This window comes from Acidovorax sp. NPDC077693, assembly GCF_044542805.1.
Classification (GTDB): domain Bacteria; phylum Pseudomonadota; class Gammaproteobacteria; order Burkholderiales; family Burkholderiaceae_C; genus Acidovorax.
This window is the reverse complement of the sequence record NZ_JBITVD010000004.1, coordinates 15323-32778: the sequence shown is the minus strand read 5'-3', so window position 1 is coordinate 32778 and position 17456 is coordinate 15323. Positions and strand designations below refer to the sequence as shown.

Sequence of the window (17456 nt, the reverse complement as noted above, 5' to 3'; positions counted from 1 at the left end):
ACCCCGATGACCCCGGCACCGCAGAGCGGCGCAGCGCCTGCGCTGCGGCCTGACGACCAATCCGCTTCCACGGCCTATATCGGCCTGGGTGCCAACCTGGGCGATGCCGCCGCCGCCCTGGGCGCAGCCGCCCGTGCCATCCATGCCTTGCCAGGCACGCAGGTGCTGCGCGCATCGTCGCTGTACCGCAGCGCGCCGGTGGACGCCACGGGCCCGGACTATCACAACGCGGTGGTCGCCGTGCGCACTGCCCTGGCCCCCCACGCCTTGCTGAGCGCGCTGCAGGCCATCGAGGCGGCCGCCGGCCGCGAGCGCCCCTACCGCAACGCACCCCGCACGCTGGACCTGGACATCCTGTTTTTTGGCGAACAGGCGATCGACACGCCCACGCTGACCGTGCCGCACCCGCGCCTGCAGGAACGCGCGTTCGTGCTTCTGCCCCTGGCCGAGATCGCGCCCCGCCAAGTCCACCCTGAGTGGCTGGCGGCGGTGCAGGATCAGCGCATCGAGCGGCTGTCGGCCGCGTGGTGCGAAGGGCTGTAGCCGCCCACTGGTCGCGCTGATCGGCTCTGCCGAGAGCAGCCGGCAAGCCGCAGGTGGTGTCGCCCTGGGGGCGGGCGCCGCCGGCGACTCAGGGGTTCAACCCTGCCGCGCGCGTTGGTTGGACGCAAACACGTTGTCCTTGGCCAGCGCCGTGCCCGCCTGCACCGCGGCCATCCAGTCGGCCGTGGACACGGCTGCGGCAAAGTTGCTGTGGAACACCACGCTGAACACCCGGTGGATCTCTTCAGCGCTCGCGCGGCCCGCGGCATTGGCGTAGGGCAGGGCGCCCGTCGCATCGGCCAGGAACTCCACCGACAGCCCGCGGTGCGAGGCTTCGTAGATCGTGCTGGCGTCGCAGTTGTGCGTCATGTAGCCCGCCACCGTGAGGGTGTCGATGTCGCGCTCGGCCAGCCACTCGGCCAGGCCGGTGTTCGTGAAGGCGCTGGCCATGCTCTTTTCGATGCGGTGGTCGGCGTGGCGGCGGGCCACTTCGGGGTGCAGTTGCCAACGGTCGGTGGCCTTGTCGAACACGGGCGCACCGGTCGGCGCCGTGTGCTGCACCACCACCACCGGCACGCCGGCGGCGTGGGCGGCGTCCATGGCGCGGGCGATGTTGGGCAGGGTGTCGGCAACGGGCGGGTATTCGATGGGCAGGTTGCCGCCCGCGAAATACTCGTTTTGCACGTCGATGACGATCAAGGCGCGGCGGGGGGCGGTGTTGGCAGAGGTCATGGTCACGGTCCTGGGTGGATGAAGAATAGTTTGGGATTGCCGTTCGGGAACGAGGTGATTGTTCGCGCTTGGGCTGTCCACCAAAAGTGGCTGGATTGACATGCATCGATAGAATCGGGCCATCATGCCTGCCTCTGCTGCGTCTTCCCCGCTGCCCGCTTCGTCGCCCGCCCCGGACACCGTGGCCGTCGTGGCCTTCGACGGCATCAGCCCGTTTCACCTGTCGGTGCCCTGCCTGGTGTTTGGGGAGGACCGCACGGCCGAGGGCGCGCACCGCTACCGGCTGGTGGTGTGTGGCGTGGAGCGCGGGCCGCTGCGCACCTCGGCGGGTTTTGGTATCCACGTGGACCATGGCCTGGTGGCACTGCGGCGCGCGCAGATCATCGTGGTGCCGTCCTGGCGCGATGACCTGGCGCCGGCGCCACCTGCTTTGCTGGCGGCGCTGCAGGCGGCACACCGCCGCGGCGCGCGCATCGTGGGGCTGTGCCTGGGCGCCTTTGTGCTGGCCGAGGCGGGACTGCTCGACGGCCGTGCCGCCACCACGCACTGGGCGCTGGCGCAGGAGTTTGCGCGGCGCTACCCCCGCGTGCTGCCGCGCCCGGAGGTGCTGTACGTGGAGGATGGCCTGGTGCTCACCTCGGCCGGCACGGCTGCGGGCATCGACTGCTGCCTGCACCTGCTGCGCCAGCAGCACGGCGCCGAGGTGGCCAACCGCGCCGCGCGCCGCATGGTGGTCGCCCCGCACCGCCAGGGCGGGCAGGCGCAGTACATCCAGCAGCCGGTGGCGCCGTCGGTGCGTGGCGACCGGCTGGCGCCGCTGCTGCAGTGGCTGGGCGAGCACCTGCACCACACCCACACGCTCGAATCCCTCGCCGAGCGCGCGGTGATGAGCCCGCGCACCTTCACCCGGCGTTTTCGGCAGTCCACCGGCACCACCGTGGGCCAGTGGCTGCAGAACCAGCGCATCGCCCTCGCGCAGCGCCTGCTAGAGGGCAGCGACCAGTCCATCGAGGCCGTGGCCGCCGAGGCCGGCTTCGGCTCGGCCGTCTCGCTGCGGCAGCACTTCTCGGCGGGCGTGGGCATAGCGCCCTCGGCCTACCGGCGGCAGTTTCGCCGCACGGCGTAGTGCATTCGTGATGGAATGATTTGCTATTGATTTAATAGCTGCTTGCGCCCGATGGAAAAGCGGCAGAGGCGTTTTTCATCCCATGGATGCGGTGCACGAAGGGCCCGTCCAGCCTGTCGCCTGATCACTGCTCCGCACTCCCCCGCACTGCACGCATATTCGAATGTCAGCGCCGGGGCACTGCGGGATTGCTTTCGGTGGTGCATTAAATGCCGCATTTCAATAAGCGCCAGTGATTTTCTGTTGTTATTAATTTTTCGACGTTATTTTTGTTCGGAATATTGCACTCCGTCGGGGTCGGAATTAATGGGGCGAAACGCCCAGAAGCATGCGTTGCATAGAGTGAATGGACCCGCTGGTTCTGTGCGGAAAATCGTATGGCCTCTGGGCTGGCGAATCATTTTTCTGATTATTCCGAGTGCTGCATACTGATTTTCTGTCATTGCCTGGCAGTTTCCCATCAGCACAGGAGGTCACCGCACCATGTCACTCGGTCGCCGCGCATTGGTTCAATCCACATTACTGGCTCCGCTGTCCGTGATCGGCCGGAACGTGAGAGCTGCAGAGGTCGTACGCATCGGCCAGACGGTTGCACTGTCGGGCAATTTCGGCGAGATGGGTGGCATGTACACCCAGGGCATCAAGGCCGCGTTCGATCATGCCAACCGAGGCCGTCCGGCGCGGCAGATCGAGCTGATCACGCTCGACGACAAGCTCGACGGCCCGGCCGCCCTGACCAATGCCAAGCGGTTGGTGGAGCAGGAAAAAGTGGCCGCGATCATCGGCGTGGCCGGCACGGGCGTCGCCAAGGCCGTGATGCCGTACTGCGAGGAAAAGCGGGTGCCGCTCTTTGCACTGACCGGCGACGACAGCGTGCGCAAAATCAAGCAGGAGTTCACATTCTTCTCGTGCGCCAGCTACGGCGACGAGGTCAGGAACATGGTGCGGCATGGCGCCACCATCTCGCACAAGAGCGTGTTCGTGGTGCACACCGACGTGCCCGCAGGCGCTTCGTGGGTCGACAGTGCGCGCCTGTCAGCGCAGGACAACAAGCTCGAATTCAAAGGCTCGATCGCTGCGGCGCCCGATGGCTCCAATGCCGACGCGGTGCTCAAAGCCTTCCTGGATTCTCGGGCGAGTTTTCTGGTGATGGTGTATGCGGGCGCGGGCGTGAAAGTCCTGCTCGAACGATTGCACCAGGCCCATGTGTTTCCCGGTTCGATCTACCTGTTGTCGCAGGGCGCGACGCCCGGGCTCGTGGATTCGGTGCGCAGCAGTGCGTCGGGGTTGATCGTGTCGCAGGTGGTGCCGAACCCGTTTTCCACCCTCAGCCCGCTGGCGCGCGACTACGACACCGCCATCGCTGCGTCGGCGGTGCCCAAGAATTACATGACCTACCAGGGCTTTTTGCTGGGCCGCGCCTTTGCCGACGCCCTGGGTAGAACCAAAGGGGCGGCCACCGCGGCCGCGGTGGCCGATGCCTTGCAGGAGGCCCCGCTGGCCTATGGCGACTACAAGCTGGACTACCGGGGCGGCAAGCGCCTCGGGACATCGTTTACCGACATTTCGATGCTCACCCGAGACGGCCGTTTCATTTCCTGAGACAGCCAGGGCGCCACGCGCCCGGCGCGGTCAATCCACCTTGGCGCCCGACGCCTTCACGACCTGCTGGTACTTGGCGCGCTCCGCGGCCATGAAGCTGTCGAACTGCGCTGGCGTGGTGCTCACCGGCTCGGCCAGCAGTGCGGCGAAGCGGGTCTTGGTTTCGGGCGTGTTCAGGGCCGCCACGAAAGCCTTGTTCAGCTTGTCGATGATGGGCTTGGGCGTGGCTGCAGGCGCCACCAGGCCCCACCAGGTGTCGATGGAGAAGCCCTTGAAGGTGGCAGACAGCGGCGGCACACCAGGCAGCGAGGGCGAGGCGTCCAGCGAGGTCACGGCCAGGGCCTTGAGTTTGCCCGCGCGGATGTTGGGCGCGGCGGCGGCCAGGTTGTCGATGTTGAAGTCCACCTCGCCGCCCAGCAGGGCCAGCTGTGCGGGGTTGGCACCGCGGTAGGGGATGTGCAGCGCGAAGATGCCGGCGCGCTGCTTGAACATCTCGCCCGCCAGGTGGCCCGCGCTGCCGTTGCCGCCGCTGCCGTAGTTGAGCTTGGCCGGGTTGGCCTTGGCGTAGGCGATCAGGTCGGCCACGGTGTGGATCTTGAGCTGCTCTGCCTTGGCGGCGTTGATGACCAGCACGTTGGGCACGCGCACCATCTGCGTGATGCCCGCAAAGTCCTTGGCGGCGTCGTACGGCATCTTGGTGTACAGCCAGGGGTTGACGGCGTGCGTGGCGGTGGCGGAGATGCCGATGGTCAGGCCGTCCGGCGCGGCCTTGGCGATGGCGTCGGCACCGATGTTGCCGCCCGCGCCGCCCTTGTTGTCGATGATCACGGTTCCCAGCGAGTCGCGCACGCGCTCGGCCAGCGCACGGGCCGTCACGTCGATGGGGCCGCCCGCTGCGTAGGGCACGATCAGCCGGATGGGCTGGCCCGAGTCCTGCGCGAGCGCGATGTGGGAGGAGAAAGCCGCGGTGAGGGCGGCGCTGGCGATGAGGATGTTTCTGCGGTTCATGGATGCCATTGTGCAAAAAAATCGTAAGAAGGCTTACGAAAACCTTCGGGTGGGGCGTTTTTTGGGGTCAGGACGGGGTCCTGGAGAGCCCCAGGTCCTCGACCAGCATGCCCAGTTCGTGCGACGAGCGGATGTCCAGCTTGAGAAAAATGGCCGAGCGGTGCGTGTCCACGGTGCGTGGGTCGATGGGGCGCTCCGGGTCGCGCTGGGCCATGGCGCGGGCGGCCTCCTTGCTGCTGATGCCGGTGGCCAGCAGGCGCGCCACCTCCTGCTGGCGGGGGCTCAGGGCGTTCCACCGCTCCAGCAGCAAGGCGTGCCGCTGCGTGTGGGCAGCCACTTCCTCTGACATGGTCGCGGCGCGGTGCACCGCCGCCAGCAGGGTGGCTTCGTCGCAGGGCTTTTCCAGCCAGTCCACGGCACCTTGCTTGACGGCGGCCACGGCCGAGGCCAGTTCGCCGTGCGCGGACAGGAACACCGTCTTGAGCACGGTGCCCCGCTGGCGCATGGCGTCGAAGACCTGCAGCCCGCTCATGCCGTCCATGCGCAGGTCCAGCAGCACGCAGCCCGGGCGCGACATGTCGGCGCGGGCCAGAAAGTCGGCCCCGCTCTCGAAAGGCTCGGCCACATGGCCCCCGGCCAGCAGCAGTGCGGCGAGCGAATGGCGCACGCCTTCGTCGTCGTCCACGATGTAGACATGGAATACCGGTGCGTCGGGGGTTGCCGTGGTGGTCGTGGTGGTGACGTGGTGGTCGATCATGGCGATTCGTTGGGCAGGAGCGCGGTGTGCAGGGGAAGCCGGATCTCGAAGACTGCGCCGCCGCCCTCGCGGTTGCGGGCCAGCAGCTCGCCCCCCATGCTCTCGACGATGGAGCGGCAGATGTTCAGGCCCAGCCCCAGGCCGTCGGAGCGGGTGGTGAAGAAGGGTTCGAACAGGCGGTCGGCGATTTCAGGCGCCAGGCCCGGCCCGCGGTCCAGCACCTGCAGGGACGCGCGGCCCGCTTCGGTGGTGGTGCGCAGCAGCAACTCGTGCCCCGCACGCGGCGCGGCATGCGACTGCATGGCCTGCAGTGCGTTCAGGCCCAGGTTCAGCACCACCTGTTCCAGCAGCACGCGGTCGGCGCTCACCTGCACCGGCCCGTGGGCCAGGTCCAGCCGCACGGCCACGCCGTGCCGGCGGGCCTCGGCGCGCAGCAGCAGGGCCAGGGATTGGTCCACCGCGGCGTTCAAGTCGCAGGGCTCGCGCGCCTCGGGGTGCTGCCGCACCCAGCGGCGGATGCGGCCCACGATGTCGGCCGCGCGCAGTGCCTGGGCCGAGAGGGCGGCCAGGGTGTCGTTCAGCAGCTCGGCCTTGCCCTGTGCTGCGAGCGACTTGGCGGCGGCCGCGTAGTTGACCAGGGCCGCCAGCGGCTGGTTGAGCTCGTGCGCCAGGGTGGAGGCCATCTCGCCCACGGTGATCACGCGCTGCACGCGCTGCAGCTGGGCTTCGCGCTGCTGCTGCTGTTCTTCGGCCCGCTTTTGCGCGGTGATGTCCACCACCGAGCTCATCCAGCCGATGTGGTGGCCGCTGCCGTCGATGAGCCGCGTGGTGTAGAACATGGTGTGCACGTCCGAGCCGTTGCGGTGCCGCAGCCGGTTCTCGCGGCCCTGGGGCGATGCCTTGCCGGCCTGCACCGTGTCCACGTCGTTCCAGTGGCGGTCCAGGTCGTCGGGGTGCCAGTAGGGGTAGGGCGGCCGTTGGCCGATGAGCTCGGCGGCCGTGTAGCCCACCATGTCGCACATGGCGGCGTTCACATAGACGATGCGGCCTTCCAGGTCGCGTGCCCGCATGCCCACCAGCAGCGAGTCTTCCATCGACTGGCGGAACGCCTGGGCTTGCTGCAGCGCGTGGGTGCGTTCGTGCACCCGCTGCTCCAGCTCGATGCGCGCCTGGCGATTCTCGGCCAAACGCCGCTCGCGCAGTTGCCAGTAGAGCGCGCCCAGCACCAGCAGGCCCGACGCCAGGCTGGCCAGCGCCCAGGCCTGCTGGCGGGCCGCAGCCACCACCTTGCTGTCGGCCGTGATGGTCAGCGACCAGCCCAGGTCGGGCAGGGGCTCCTCGTAGGCCAGGTATTCCTTGCCGGTGTCCGGCACGCGCAGCTGCCCGCCGGGCTGGTCGGCAGGCAGCTCCAGCTTCCAGGGCACCGGCTCTGGCGACCATTGCGCGCCGTACTGCTCGTCGTGCTGCACCTGCTGCACTGCGTCGGGCGGCAGTGGCCGGGTGGTCTTGTAGAGCCAGGGCGCCACCGAGCCGAGGAACACGATGCCGCGCTCGTCGGCCACGAACACCGGGTCCCGCAGCTGCGACCAGGTGTCCACGATGGGCTGCATGCGCACCTTCACGGCCACCACGCCGATTACCTTGCCGTCGGCCTGCTGCACAGGTGCGGACGCAAAGAGGCCGGGCTCGCCCGTGGTCTTGCCCACGCCGTAGAAGCGGCCTGTCAGCCCGTGCAGCGCGTCGCGAAAATACGGGCGGTTGCCGTAGTTCTGGTCGACGAAACTGCTCGGGGTGTCCCAGTTGCTCGACGCCAGGGTCATGCCCTGGGCATCCATCACGTACAGCGTGTCGGAGCCCGCGCGGGTGTTGACGGTCTGCAGATAGGCGTTGGCAGCCTCGCGCACCTGCGGCGAACTGGGGTTGCGCAGCAACTGCGCCACCAGCGGCTGCTGCGCGGCGGTGAAGGGCAGGTAGCTGTACCGCGTGGCCACGCCCCGCAGCGCCAGCGCCTGCACTTCGGCCGAGCGGCGCAGGTTGTCCCATTGGCTATCGAGCTCATTGCGCGTGGCCCATTCCCCGGCCCCCAGCACCATCAGCACGGCCATGCACAGAACCGTGACCGTGGAGCCCGCGCCCTGCAGCGCACGGCGCAGCCTGGTCATTTCAATGGTCCACGGTGTTGCTCGACAGCATCCCCGGCCCGAGAAGCGGTCACGGCCCGGGCCAGTGGACCCGTGGGTCTGGCTGCGCCAGTCCACCGGGTGCGTCCTCCCTCGGGAGGGAAGGCGTGCAGCGCCTCAGGGGGGCGTCCCATGCTTGTCGGCTTCGGACGTAAAAGAGTCCGCATAGAACTCTTCGGGCGGCAGGCCGCGGTGCGCGCTGTAGCTGTCGCGCGCAGACTCGACCACGATGGGCGCGCCGCAGGCATACACCTGGTGGCCCGAGAGGTCGGCAAAATCATCGAGCACGGCCTGGTGCACAAAGCCCGTGCGGCCCGTCCAGCCGTCGTCGGGCTCTGCGTCCGACACCACGGGCACATAGGTCAGGTGCGGCATCTCGGCCGCGCGGGCCAACACCCAGTCGTGCATGTACAAATCGCCCGGACGGCGCCCGCCCCAGTAGAGGACCGTGGGGCGGGTGATGGCCTTGAACTGCATGTGCTCGATGAGCGCCTTGATGGGCGCAAAGCCCGTGCCCGATGCCAGCAGCACGATGGGGCGGTCGGAGTCCTCGCGCAGGAAGAAGCTGCCGAACGGGCCTTCGACCCGCAGGATTTCCTTTTCCTTCATCGCGCCGAACACGTGGTCAGTGAACTTGCCGCCCGCCATGTGGCGGATGTGCAGCTCCACGCCGGGCGCCTCGGCCTGCGTGTGCGGCGCGTTGGCCATCGAGTACGCACGGCGCGCGCCGTCGCGCAGGATGAATTCGATGTACTGCCCCGCGTGGTAGCGGAAGGTGTCGGCCGCAGGCAGCTGCAGGCGCACCTGCATCACGTCGTGAGATGCCTTGGTGAGGGTGGACACGCGCACCGGCATCTTCTTGATGGGGTAGGCGCTCTCGTCGGTGACCTGGCGCGACTCCAGCACCACGTCGGTCAGCGGCTCGGCGCAGCAGGTCAGCACCAGGCCGGCGGCCTCTTCGTCGGCCGTGAGCGCCTTGGACTGGTGTTCGCCATGGTGCACGGCACCGCTGATCTTCTTGCACTTGCACGAGCCGCAGGCGCCGTCCTTGCAGCCATAGGGCAGGCCCACGCCGCTGCGGATGGCGCCGGCCAGGATGGCTTCGCCGGCGTTGGCGGTGAAAGCGCGGCCGCTGGGCTGGACGGTGATCTGGAAGGCTCTGGGGCTCGCGGTCTCGGCGCTGGTCATCTTGTGGGTATCCTTGGGAACGTACTTCTTCACAAACCGGTGTTCTTCGCATTCACCCGGCTGAGTAAACGGACCGATTTTGCCTTCAAACCAAAACCCCCTTGGCGCCCTGCCGGCGCGTTTTCGCCGCGAGCGCCTGCTGATCGTGGGCTGCGGTGACGTGGGTCAACGCGTGGCGCGCCAACTGCACACCGGCCCCGGCGCGGGGCGCATGCATGTGCTGGCGCTCACGTCGAGCCCCGAGCGCACCGCGGCCTTGCGCGCCCAGGGCATTCGCCCGCTGCGCGGCAACCTGGACGACCCGGCCACGCTCCGGCGACTGTCGGGCATTGCCACGCGGGTGTTGCACCTGGCGCCGCCACCCGGTGAAGGTGCCGGCGGCCAGGGTTGGTGGCGTGATCCGCGCACGGTGGCCCTGGCCCGCGCATTGCGCCTGCGCAGCCTGCCTACATCGCTGGTGTATGCATCCACCACCGGGGTGTACGGCGACTGCGGCGGTGCCCTGGTGCCGGAGACCCGGGCCGTGGCCCCCGGCACGCCACGCGCGCAGCGGCGCGTGAATGCCGAGCGGGCAGTGCGCCACCTGGGCCGTGCGGGCGTGCGGGCCAGCGTGCTGCGCATTCCGGGCATCTACGCCCCCGACCGGGAAGGTGGCACGCCCGAAGCCCGCCTGCGCCGCGGCACCCCGGTGCTGGTGCCCGAGGACGACGTGTTCACCAACCACATCCATGCCGACGACCTGGCGCGCGCCTGCCTGGCCGCTCTGTGGCGCGGCCGGCCACAGCGCATCTACAACGTGAGCGACCAGACGGAGCTCAAGATGGGCGACTACTTCGACCTGGCGGCCGACCTGTACGGCCTGCCGCGCCCGGCGCGCGTGGCGCGCAGCGCCGCGCAGGAACAACTGTCGGTGATGCTGCTGAGCTTCATGAGCGAATCGCGCCGGCTTTACAACCGGCGCATGCGCCAGGAGCTGGGGCTGGTGTTGCGCTATCCAACGGTCGAGAAAGGTTTGAAATAACCAAAATCTATCTTGGAATCACATTTCCTTGATTGTCGTAGCAGCGAAAAACATTGCAGTTTACAATTTTGCCAGTGCGGACTACAGGTGGCACTGGCGTTGGGCGTCGGTTGTGAATCACTAACGGCGGTGTAGCTTGGGTAGAGTTCGCGGCACGGGCCTTCTCTATTTCTGCAAAATCTGCTGGCCCGAGACAGTCAAAATTAACTTGTCGCTGCGCTGTATCGAGTCGCACATTCTGCTCGTAGGATCCATTACTTGCCTCACTTGCAATAATGTCTAGATTTCGCCTTGAACGCGCGCATTCTCTAGAGTGAGCATAATTGGGCTTAATGTTTGGCAGATTGTGCCCAGAAGTGGTATTTTGGTTTTCCTGCTTGGCGGCATCCAGCTCTGCGCGCAATGCTGCGCGTTTGCGCTCAATTGCAACTGCAGCTTGCTCTCGCTCAAGTCTTAGTTCCTCAGGCGTTTTTCGAGATTCAACCTCGTAAGCGTCCGTTCCGCTTGAACAAGCACCGTCAGTGTAAGTAACCTTACCGCTGCGAGCGTCGGTGCAACGCATCACCTGAGCACCTACGCTAAAACTCAAAAAAATAGCGCAGGTGATCAAGTATTGAGTCAAAGTGGTACGCCGACTCATAATCCTTACTCCAAGAGCCCAGCATCAAGGCTTGTCAGGGTTGTTGATGCCCTGGCGTGCACGCCAGTCACCAGGGGCTGGCGTGTAGCTGTCGGGTGCCATGCGGCCGGGGCGGGACTCGCGGTTGCGGCGATCTTCGGCGGCGCGGCGGTCACGCTCGGCCTGCTCGCGGATCGCCTGGTCACGGTCGCGCTGGCGGCGGTCGGCATCGCGGGCCTGCTGGTCGCGGCGGTCGCGGGCTGCGCGTTCACGCTCGGCACGGTCCCGTTCGCGTTCACGTTCCATGCGCTCACGGTCGCGTTCGCGGTCACGCCAGTCGTTGCGGTTGCGGTCACGCTCCCAGCGGTCGTCGCGGTCGCGCCCGCCGTAGTAGATGGCCGCGGGTGGTGCGGAGTACGCGGGGTACGCAGGGTAGACCGGCGGCGGGCTCGAATAGACGGGCTGCGAGTTGTAGATGTAGCCCGGTTGCTGCTGGTAGGCGGGCTCGTAGTACGGGTCGCCCGGGACAGTGGCGCACCCGGTCGCTGCGGCGCCCAGGACCGCGATGGAAATGATGCGGGCGAATGTGTTTTTCATACTGTTCAGACCCCCGGCAGGGCGTGGGCGTTCCGACCTGCTCGTAAAGCCCCCGAAAAGCACCCCGGCGGGGTGTTACAAATTCGCGGACTGCGTGTTTACGCGTTGTAACTTTAGCGTTCGGAGGCGGGGTTTGGTTGACCGGACGGCGATCCTGCAGGTAGGACAGTTTCCCCTGCCGCTCGCCACAGGTTGACAGTATCGACGACGCGATCGTCAAAATGCATAGCAGCCAGCGCTTGCTGGGCCAGCGCTGGCTGCTAAAAATGCCTTAAATGAGAGTCCGGCCGGCCGCAAAAGTGCGCCGGACGGCACACGCCGATCTTTACTTGGGCAACACGCGCCGGATGGTTTCGGCCAGGTCTTCGGCCACGAACTTGGCGACGTAGCCATCGGCGCCAACGCTGCGCACGTGGTCTTCGTTGGCAGAGCCCGACAGGGACGAGTGGATCACCACCGGCAGACCATGGAAACGCGCGTCCTGCTTGATGTTGCGGGTGAGCGTGAAACCGTCCATCTCCGGCATTTCCAGGTCGGTCAGCACCATGGCGACGCGGTCGAGCACGGTCTTGCCCTCGGCCTCGGCGCTCTTGGCGATGGCGTTGAGCCGGTCCCAGGCTTCCTTGCCGGACTTGACCATCTCGTACGGCGCCTTGAGCGCCTTGAGTTCCTGCTCGATGAGCGAGCGGGCCACGAAGGAATCATCGGCCGCAAGGATCATCGTGCCGGGCTTGAGCTTGAGCTTGGCGCCCACCTTCTCCTCGGTCACCTCATGGCCGTCGGATGGCGACACCATCTGCAGGATGGCTTCGACGTCCAGCACCTGGGCCAAGCGCGATTCGTCGGTGTTGCCGTCCAGGCGGGCGATGCTGGTCACCAGCTTGCCCTTGGCGCCGCTGGTTTCGGCCGACAGCACCTGCTTCCAGTCCAGGCGCACGATGTCTTCCACGGATTCGACCGCAAACGCCTGGGTGGTGCGGGCGTACTCGGTCACCAGCATGATGTTCAGGCCCGTCTGGGGCTTGCAACCCACGATGGAGGGCATGTCCAGCACCGGGATCACCTGGCCGCGCAGGTTGACCACACCCAGCGAATGGGGCGTGGTGCCCGCGATCGGGGTGATGCTGGGCATGGCCACGATCTCGCGGATCTTGAAGACGTTGATGCCGAAGAGTTCGGATTTGCCCAGGGCGGCGTCCACCCCCAGGCGAAACAGCAGCAGCTCGAACTTGTTGGTGCTGGTGAGGTTGGTCCGCTCGTCGATGTCCTGCTGCACTGCTTTCATGATGGATCCTTCGCGCAGAAAAAAGATACGCGCTTTTACAAATTCTAGGAGCAGAACGGCATGCGCAGTGCGCTAAATCTTCAGGCAATACCCGAATAGTGCGCTGCAGCATGCCGCCGTCGCGGCGCCGATACAGACCGGGCCCCATTTCCCTACCCAATGCAAGGGCGCTGGCACCCTGCGCCGGTCGTCCTTCTTGAACGACGTCGCGCAGCCGCCGTGCGGGTCAATGCGGCCTCTGTCTTTGTACCGCACCGCCCCGTCCGGGCGCCAGTGGTTTTCGACCACGCGGCCCCGTCGCTGCCCTGCGGTAGGCGGCCTGGCGGCATCCGAAGCCCCTTCAGTCCGCCACCCCCGGCACCTGCCGCAGGTAGGCCTGCAGCGCCGCGATGGCCTGGCGCACCTTGGCGGGCTGTGCATCGCGCTGGGGCGTCACCGCCCAGATATCCATGGTGCCGAACGACCAGTCGGGCAGCAGTTGCACCAGCCGCCCGGCCTGCAGCGCCTCGTGCGAATCCATGCTGCCCACCAGCGCCAGGCCGAGCCCCGCCTCGCACATCTGCTGGATCGACAACTGGTTGTTGCTGGCTATGCGCGGCTCCACCCGCAGTGCACGGGGCTCGCCCGCAGGGCTGCGCAGGTCGATGACCAGCCCGCCGTTCTCGCGTGCAAAGCCCAGCCAGCTGTGCGACAGCAGCGCGTCGGGGTGCTCGGGCCGGCCGTGTGCGGCCACCCAGGCGGGCGATGCGCACAGCCGCCATTGCATGCTGCCCAGGCGTCGCGCCGCCCAGGTGGAGTCGGCCAGGCGCCCGTAGCGCACCGCCAGGTCGATGCGGGCATTGATGAGGTCGATGGTGGCGTCGTCCACCAGCAGCCGCAGGCGCAGGGCCGGGTGGGCGGCCAGCAGGTCACCGAGCGCCGGGGCGATGTGCCGCGCAAACCCCACCGTGGCCGACAGGCGCAGTTCGCCGCTGGGGGCATCACGTGAGGCCGCCAGCTCCGCCCGCGCCTGCTCGGCGGCCGCCCACATGGCGGCGCAGCGGGAGTGGTAGCGCTGGCCCGCCTCGGTGAGCGCCAGCTTGCGCGTGGAGCGGTGCAGCAGCGTCACGCCGCCGTCGCTCTCCAGCTTGCGCACCTGCTGGCTCACGGCAGAAGTGCTCATGCCCAGCGCGCGCGCGGCACCGCTCATCGAGCCGTGCTGCACCACCGCGGCGAACACGGCCATGCGTTTGAGGTCGTCCATGGAAAGAAGGCGTAGGGGTGAAAAAGCGGTTGATTGTGAAGTACAGCTTCAAGCACAAGGCATTTGAAGCCCTCTACCGCACGCTTTGACAAGCCCCTATTCTCACTGCATCCCAACTCTCTGACCTGAGGAACCCTCCATGAACATCGCCCTGATTGGTGCCACCGGCTTTGTCGGCTCGGCCGTGCTCGACGAACTGCTGCAGCGCGGCCACCGCGTGACCGTGCTCGCCCGCAACCCCGGCAAGCTCACCGCCCGCGAACGGCTGACAGTGGTCGCCGCCGACGCCCAGGATGCCGCGCAGATCGCCAAGGCCGCCGCCGGCCACGACGCCGTGGTCAGTGCCTACAACCCCGGCTGGACGGTGCCTGACATCCACGACCAGTTCCTCAAGGGCACCCGCGCCATCATCGACGGCACCAAGCAGGCGGGCGTGCGGCGCCTGCTCGTGGTGGGCGGCGCCGGCAGCCTGTTCGTGGCGCCCGGCGTGCAACTGGTGGACACGCCGGAGTTCCCTGCCGAATGGAAGCAGGGCGCCCTGGCTGCCCGCGAGGCCCTGAACTGGATCCGCACCGAGAACACGCTCGACTGGACCTTCCTGTCGCCCCCCATCCTGCTGGCCCCGGGCGAGCGCACCGGCAAGTACCGCCTGGGCACCGAGGCGCCCCTGATGAATGGCGAGGCGCCCGGCGGCATCAGCGTGACCGACCTGGCCGTCGCGATTGCCGACGAGCTGGAAACGCCGCGGCACGTGCAGCAGCGGTTCACGGTAGCGCATTGATACGCATCGAGGCGAATTGACATCACGTGGCGCGCCTCATGGGGCGCAGCCGTTCAGTCCCGGCCCCCCGTCGGGCGGAAAAAGCGCCTTGTCCTACAGGGAGCGTGCTCACGGTAGCGGCACGATATGTTGAAGGCGGTAAAAAATTGCAAGAAAACTCGGGAAGCTGCCCGCCCGCGTGACTGGACGTTGCTGCGTCCGCTCGCGGTCGGTGCCGAGCGGTTTGGCTTGCGCAGGCCGCCGGCAACCCAGCGCTTCCGGAGTTTGTTTCTGTGCCTACTTTCTCTTCGCTGAACACTCAGCAATCCCCCATATACAACCGCTTGCCTGCAGCCTTGCGCGCTTGGCGCCGCTTGAGCCTCTTGTGCGTCCTGGGCTCGGCACTCGGCGTGCTATCGGCCACCGCCAGCGCCCAGGATGCTCCGCCGGAGCAGCGCCGCATCTTCATCGACGGCGCCCGCGCCGCCGGGGATGTGGGGCTTGCATCGGTGGGGGTGCAATTGCCTTGGGAATGGCGCCGCTCCTTCCTGGGGGGCGAACTCTCGGGCCACTGGGATGCCCACGTGGCCCATTGGCGCGCGCCCGCTGGTACGGCGGCGTCGGAGCGGCGGCATTGGACCCAGCTGGCGCTGGTGCCCACGCTGCGGTTGCGGTTTGACGGCGGGCGGTCGGCGTGGTTCATGGAAGGGGGCATCGGCCTGTCGGTGCTCGACGGGCACTACGCCACACGGCACAAGACCTTCAGCACGCGTTTCAACTTCACCGACCACCAGGGCATTGGTTTCAACTTCGGTGCGCAGAGGCAGCACGAGCTGATGCTGATCGTGCGCCATGTCTCCAACGGTGGCATCCGCAAGCCCAACCCGGGCGAGGATTTCGTGCAGTTGCGCTACGGCTTCGCCTTTTGAACGAAGCCGGGGCGCATGAATGCGTTGAGTGCTACTGATTTGATAGCTGCGGGCGCTTGTCCAGTGCGCGGAAGAGGCAACTTTTAGTCAGTAAACGCCGTATTGCCCCCACCGCGCGCGAGGTGCCCGGGACGCACAGGGCGCCCATCACCCGTCACCCGTCACCCGTCACCCGTCGATCAGCTGCGGGTCCCACGCGAACACGTTCTGCTCCTGCTCGCCCAGCTTCTCGATGCCCAGGCGCATCACGTCGCCGGGCTGGAGGAACTGCGCCTGCGGCTTCTTGCCCATGCCCACGCCCGGCGGGGTGCCGGTGGTGATGAGGTCGCCGGGCTCCAGCGTCATGAAGCGGCTGAGGTAGCTCACCAACTGCGCCACCGTGAAGATCATCGTGCGGGTGCTGCCGGTCTGCTGGCGTTCGCCGTTCACGTCCAGCCACATCGACAGATTCTGCGGGTCGCCCACTTCGTCGGCGCTCACCAGCCAGGGCCCGATGGGGCCGAAGGTGTCGCAGCCCTTGCCCTTGTCCCAGGTGCCGCCGCGCTCGAGCTGGTATTCGCGCTCGGAGATGTCGTTGATGGTGCAGTAGCCGGCCACGTGCTGCAGCGCATCCGCCTCGCTCACGTAGCGCGCGCGGGTGCCGATCACCACGCCCAGCTCCACCTCCCAGTCGGATTTGACCGAGCCCTGCGGCAGCACCACCGGGTGATTGCAGCCCACGGCGCAGTCCACCGTCTTGGTGAAGATGATGGGCTCCTTCGGGATGGCCATGCCGGCTTCGGCCGCGTGGTCGGCGTAGTTCAGGCCGATGGCGATGAACTTGCGCATGCCCGTCCACGGCACGCCCAGGCGGCCCTGGGGCACGACGGGCAACGTGGCGGCATCGATGGCGGCCAGCGCGGCCAGGCCAGAGGGTGACAGGGTGGCGGGGCTGATCTCGGGCAGCACGCCGCTCAGGTCGCGCACCGTCCCGTCGGTGTGCAGCAGGGCGGGTTTTTCCTGGCCCTTGGGGCCGTGGCGAAGCAGCTTCATGGTTGGTAGTGGTGAGGGGTTGGATGGAGGGGTGGCGCGAAACGCAGAGCGTAGATGAAATCAGTTGGACCAGCCGCCGTCGATGACCTGGGCGGTGCCCGTGGTGAACGATGACTCGTCGCTCGCCAGGTACACCGCCAGCGCGGCGATCTCCTCGGCCCGGCCCAGGCGGCCCATGGGCTGGCGCTCGACGAAACCCGCTTCGACGGCGGTCAGGCTCTGGCCCGTGGCCGCGGCCTGCGCGGTGATGCGGTCCTGCAGCGACGGCGACATCACCGTGCCGGGGCAGATGGCATTGCAGCGGATGCCCTGGGCCACGAAGTCGGCGGCCACCGACTTGGTCAGGCCCACGACCGCCGCCTTGGTGGTGCCGTAGACGAACCGCCGCGGCGCCCCCTTGATGCTGCCCGCCACCGACGCGACGTTGATGATGGACCCGGCGCCGCGCGCCAGCATGCCGGGCAGGAAAGCCCGGATGGTGCGAAATTGCGCGCGCACGTTCAGATCGAAAGCGAAGTCCCACTCGTCGTCCGTGCAGTCGAGCACAGTGCCCGCGTGCACAAAGCCCGCGCCGTTGAACAGCACGTCCACCGGCCCCACGGCCGCTGCGGCATCGCGCACGGCCTGGGCCTGGGTCACGTCCAGAACGCGGGTCTCGCAGCCTGTGTCGCGCTGCAGGGCGGCCAGAGCGGCAGCGTTGATGTCGGTGGCGATCACCCGCGCGCCCTGGGCCGCAAAGGCGACTGCCGTGGCGCGGCCGATGCCCTGGCCGGCGGCGGTGAGAAAGGCGGTCTTGCCTGCAAGTCGGAGTGTCATGGTGTGGCGGCGGTGGGT

General features: G+C 67.5%; 17 protein-coding genes. 6 read left to right on the top strand and 11 right to left on the bottom strand.

The features are described 5' to 3' along the window. The first annotated feature begins 6 nt into the window (after nt 1-6). Nucleotides 7-543, top strand: a complete 537-nt coding sequence (gene folK, locus ACIGHN_RS06045) for a 2-amino-4-hydroxy-6-hydroxymethyldihydropteridine diphosphokinase (protein WP_056412809.1) — start codon at nt 7-9, stop codon at nt 541-543. A 96-nt stretch (nt 544-639) separates the two neighbouring features. On the opposite strand, the gene ACIGHN_RS06040 is transcribed toward folK, so the two are convergent. Next, entirely contained in the window at nt 640-1275 is a 636-nt protein-coding gene (locus tag ACIGHN_RS06040; RefSeq protein ID WP_396503623.1) for a cysteine hydrolase family protein, read from the bottom strand. Between the two features lie 124 nt (nt 1276-1399). On the opposite strand from ACIGHN_RS06040, the gene ACIGHN_RS06035 reads away from it, so the two are divergent. Both ACIGHN_RS06035 and ACIGHN_RS06030 read left to right on the top strand, forming a co-directional pair. Beyond that, nucleotides 1400-2401: a GlxA family transcriptional regulator gene (locus ACIGHN_RS06035; protein WP_396503622.1), complete on the top strand. Its 1002-nt coding sequence runs from the start codon at nt 1400-1402 to the stop codon at nt 2399-2401. 483 nt (nt 2402-2884) lie between these two features. Next, complete coding sequence (locus ACIGHN_RS06030) at nt 2885-4003, top strand: ABC transporter substrate-binding protein (protein WP_396503621.1); 1119 nt, start codon at nt 2885-2887, stop codon at nt 4001-4003. A 30-nt stretch (nt 4004-4033) separates the two neighbouring features. On the opposite strand, the gene ACIGHN_RS06025 is transcribed toward ACIGHN_RS06030, so the two are convergent. The 4 genes from ACIGHN_RS06025 to ACIGHN_RS06010 all read right to left on the bottom strand — a co-directional run bounded on the left by ACIGHN_RS06025 (nt 4034) and on the right by ACIGHN_RS06010 (nt 9136). Continuing rightward, the gene (locus ACIGHN_RS06025; RefSeq protein ID WP_396503620.1) at nt 4034-5011 is read right to left on the bottom strand and encodes a Bug family tripartite tricarboxylate transporter substrate binding protein; all 978 of its coding nucleotides are present in this window, start codon (nt 5009-5011) and stop codon (nt 4034-4036) included. Between the two features lie 67 nt (nt 5012-5078). Beyond that, nucleotides 5079-5768, bottom strand: coding sequence for a response regulator transcription factor (locus tag ACIGHN_RS06020; RefSeq protein WP_396503619.1), 690 nt, complete (start codon nt 5766-5768; stop codon nt 5079-5081). Further along, nucleotides 5765-7930: a PAS domain S-box protein gene (locus tag ACIGHN_RS06015; RefSeq protein ID WP_396503618.1), complete on the bottom strand. Its 2166-nt coding sequence runs from the start codon at nt 7928-7930 to the stop codon at nt 5765-5767. Before ACIGHN_RS06015 ends, ACIGHN_RS06020 begins: the two co-directional genes overlap by 4 nt. Before the next feature lie 135 nt (nt 7931-8065). After that, nucleotides 8066-9136: a CDP-6-deoxy-delta-3,4-glucoseen reductase gene (locus ACIGHN_RS06010; protein WP_056413117.1), complete on the bottom strand. Its 1071-nt coding sequence runs from the start codon at nt 9134-9136 to the stop codon at nt 8066-8068. 79 nt (nt 9137-9215) lie between these two features. Between ACIGHN_RS06010 and ACIGHN_RS06005 the strand changes: the two genes are divergently transcribed. Then, complete coding sequence (locus ACIGHN_RS06005) at nt 9216-10157, top strand: SDR family oxidoreductase (protein ID WP_396503617.1); 942 nt, start codon at nt 9216-9218, stop codon at nt 10155-10157. Nucleotides 10158-10164: 7 nt separating this feature from the next. On the opposite strand, the gene ACIGHN_RS06000 is transcribed toward ACIGHN_RS06005, so the two are convergent. From ACIGHN_RS06000 to ACIGHN_RS05985, 4 genes are all read right to left on the bottom strand, one after another. After that, nucleotides 10165-10797: a DUF4124 domain-containing protein gene (locus ACIGHN_RS06000; protein WP_396503616.1), complete on the bottom strand. Its 633-nt coding sequence runs from the start codon at nt 10795-10797 to the stop codon at nt 10165-10167. Between the two features lie 24 nt (nt 10798-10821). Further along, entirely contained in the window at nt 10822-11373 is a 552-nt protein-coding gene (locus ACIGHN_RS05995; protein ID WP_396503615.1) for a hypothetical protein, read from the bottom strand. A 325-nt stretch (nt 11374-11698) separates the two neighbouring features. After that, nucleotides 11699-12658 carry a chemotaxis protein gene (locus ACIGHN_RS05990; RefSeq protein WP_056165232.1) on the bottom strand — a complete coding sequence of 320 codons (960 nt, stop codon included), beginning with the start codon at nt 12656-12658 and terminating at the stop codon, nt 11699-11701. Nucleotides 12659-12998: 340 nt separating this feature from the next. Beyond that, entirely contained in the window at nt 12999-13901 is a 903-nt protein-coding gene (locus ACIGHN_RS05985; RefSeq protein ID WP_396503614.1) for a LysR family transcriptional regulator, read from the bottom strand. A 139-nt stretch (nt 13902-14040) separates the two neighbouring features. Between ACIGHN_RS05985 and ACIGHN_RS05980 the strand changes: the two genes are divergently transcribed. Beyond that, nucleotides 14041-14682, top strand: coding sequence for an NAD(P)-dependent oxidoreductase (locus ACIGHN_RS05980; RefSeq protein ID WP_396503613.1), 642 nt, complete (start codon nt 14041-14043; stop codon nt 14680-14682). Nucleotides 14683-15035: 353 nt separating this feature from the next. After that, nucleotides 15036-15590, top strand: a complete 555-nt coding sequence (locus ACIGHN_RS05975) for an acyloxyacyl hydrolase (protein WP_396503612.1) — start codon at nt 15036-15038, stop codon at nt 15588-15590. Nucleotides 15591-15758: 168 nt separating this feature from the next. Here ACIGHN_RS05975 and ACIGHN_RS05970 read toward each other — a convergent pair whose 3' ends face one another. Both ACIGHN_RS05970 and ACIGHN_RS05965 read right to left on the bottom strand, forming a co-directional pair. Further along, the gene (locus ACIGHN_RS05970) at nt 15759-16622 is read right to left on the bottom strand and encodes a fumarylacetoacetate hydrolase family protein (RefSeq protein ID WP_396503611.1); all 864 of its coding nucleotides are present in this window, start codon (nt 16620-16622) and stop codon (nt 15759-15761) included. Between the two features lie 60 nt (nt 16623-16682). Then, nucleotides 16683-17438 carry an SDR family oxidoreductase gene (locus ACIGHN_RS05965; RefSeq protein ID WP_396503610.1) on the bottom strand — a complete coding sequence of 252 codons (756 nt, stop codon included), beginning with the start codon at nt 17436-17438 and terminating at the stop codon, nt 16683-16685. Between the last annotated feature and the right edge of the window lie 18 nt (nt 17439-17456).

What these genes read in the sequence shown, in the direction of transcription:
- ACIGHN_RS06000 (WP_396503616.1), bottom strand. Translation starts at nt 10,797, where the DNA reads ATGAGTCGGCGTACCACTTTGACTCAATACTTGATCACCTGCGCTATT.
- ACIGHN_RS06015 (WP_396503618.1), bottom strand. Translation starts at nt 7,930, where the DNA reads ATGACCAGGCTGCGCCGTGCGCTGCAGGGCGCGGGCTCCACGGTCACG.
- ACIGHN_RS06025 (WP_396503620.1), bottom strand. Translation starts at nt 5,011, where the DNA reads ATGAACCGCAGAAACATCCTCATCGCCAGCGCCGCCCTCACCGCGGCT.
- ACIGHN_RS06010 (WP_056413117.1), bottom strand. Translation starts at nt 9,136, where the DNA reads ATGACCAGCGCCGAGACCGCGAGCCCCAGAGCCTTCCAGATCACCGTC.
- ACIGHN_RS05990 (WP_056165232.1), bottom strand. Translation starts at nt 12,658, where the DNA reads ATGAAAGCAGTGCAGCAGGACATCGACGAGCGGACCAACCTCACCAGC.
- ACIGHN_RS06020 (WP_396503619.1), bottom strand. Translation starts at nt 5,768, where the DNA reads ATGATCGACCACCACGTCACCACCACGACCACCACGGCAACCCCCGAC.
- ACIGHN_RS06040 (WP_396503623.1), bottom strand. Translation starts at nt 1,275, where the DNA reads ATGACCTCTGCCAACACCGCCCCCCGCCGCGCCTTGATCGTCATCGAC.
- ACIGHN_RS05995 (WP_396503615.1), bottom strand. Translation starts at nt 11,373, where the DNA reads ATGAAAAACACATTCGCCCGCATCATTTCCATCGCGGTCCTGGGCGCC.
- ACIGHN_RS06035 (WP_396503622.1), top strand. Translation starts at nt 1,400, where the DNA reads ATGCCTGCCTCTGCTGCGTCTTCCCCGCTGCCCGCTTCGTCGCCCGCC.
- ACIGHN_RS05965 (WP_396503610.1), bottom strand. Translation starts at nt 17,438, where the DNA reads ATGACACTCCGACTTGCAGGCAAGACCGCCTTTCTCACCGCCGCCGGC.
- ACIGHN_RS05970 (WP_396503611.1), bottom strand. Translation starts at nt 16,622, where the DNA reads ATGAAGCTGCTTCGCCACGGCCCCAAGGGCCAGGAAAAACCCGCCCTG.
- folK (WP_056412809.1), top strand. Translation starts at nt 7, where the DNA reads ATGACCCCGGCACCGCAGAGCGGCGCAGCGCCTGCGCTGCGGCCTGAC.
- ACIGHN_RS06030 (WP_396503621.1), top strand. Translation starts at nt 2,885, where the DNA reads ATGTCACTCGGTCGCCGCGCATTGGTTCAATCCACATTACTGGCTCCG.
- ACIGHN_RS05980 (WP_396503613.1), top strand. Translation starts at nt 14,041, where the DNA reads ATGAACATCGCCCTGATTGGTGCCACCGGCTTTGTCGGCTCGGCCGTG.
- ACIGHN_RS05985 (WP_396503614.1), bottom strand. Translation starts at nt 13,901, where the DNA reads ATGGACGACCTCAAACGCATGGCCGTGTTCGCCGCGGTGGTGCAGCAC.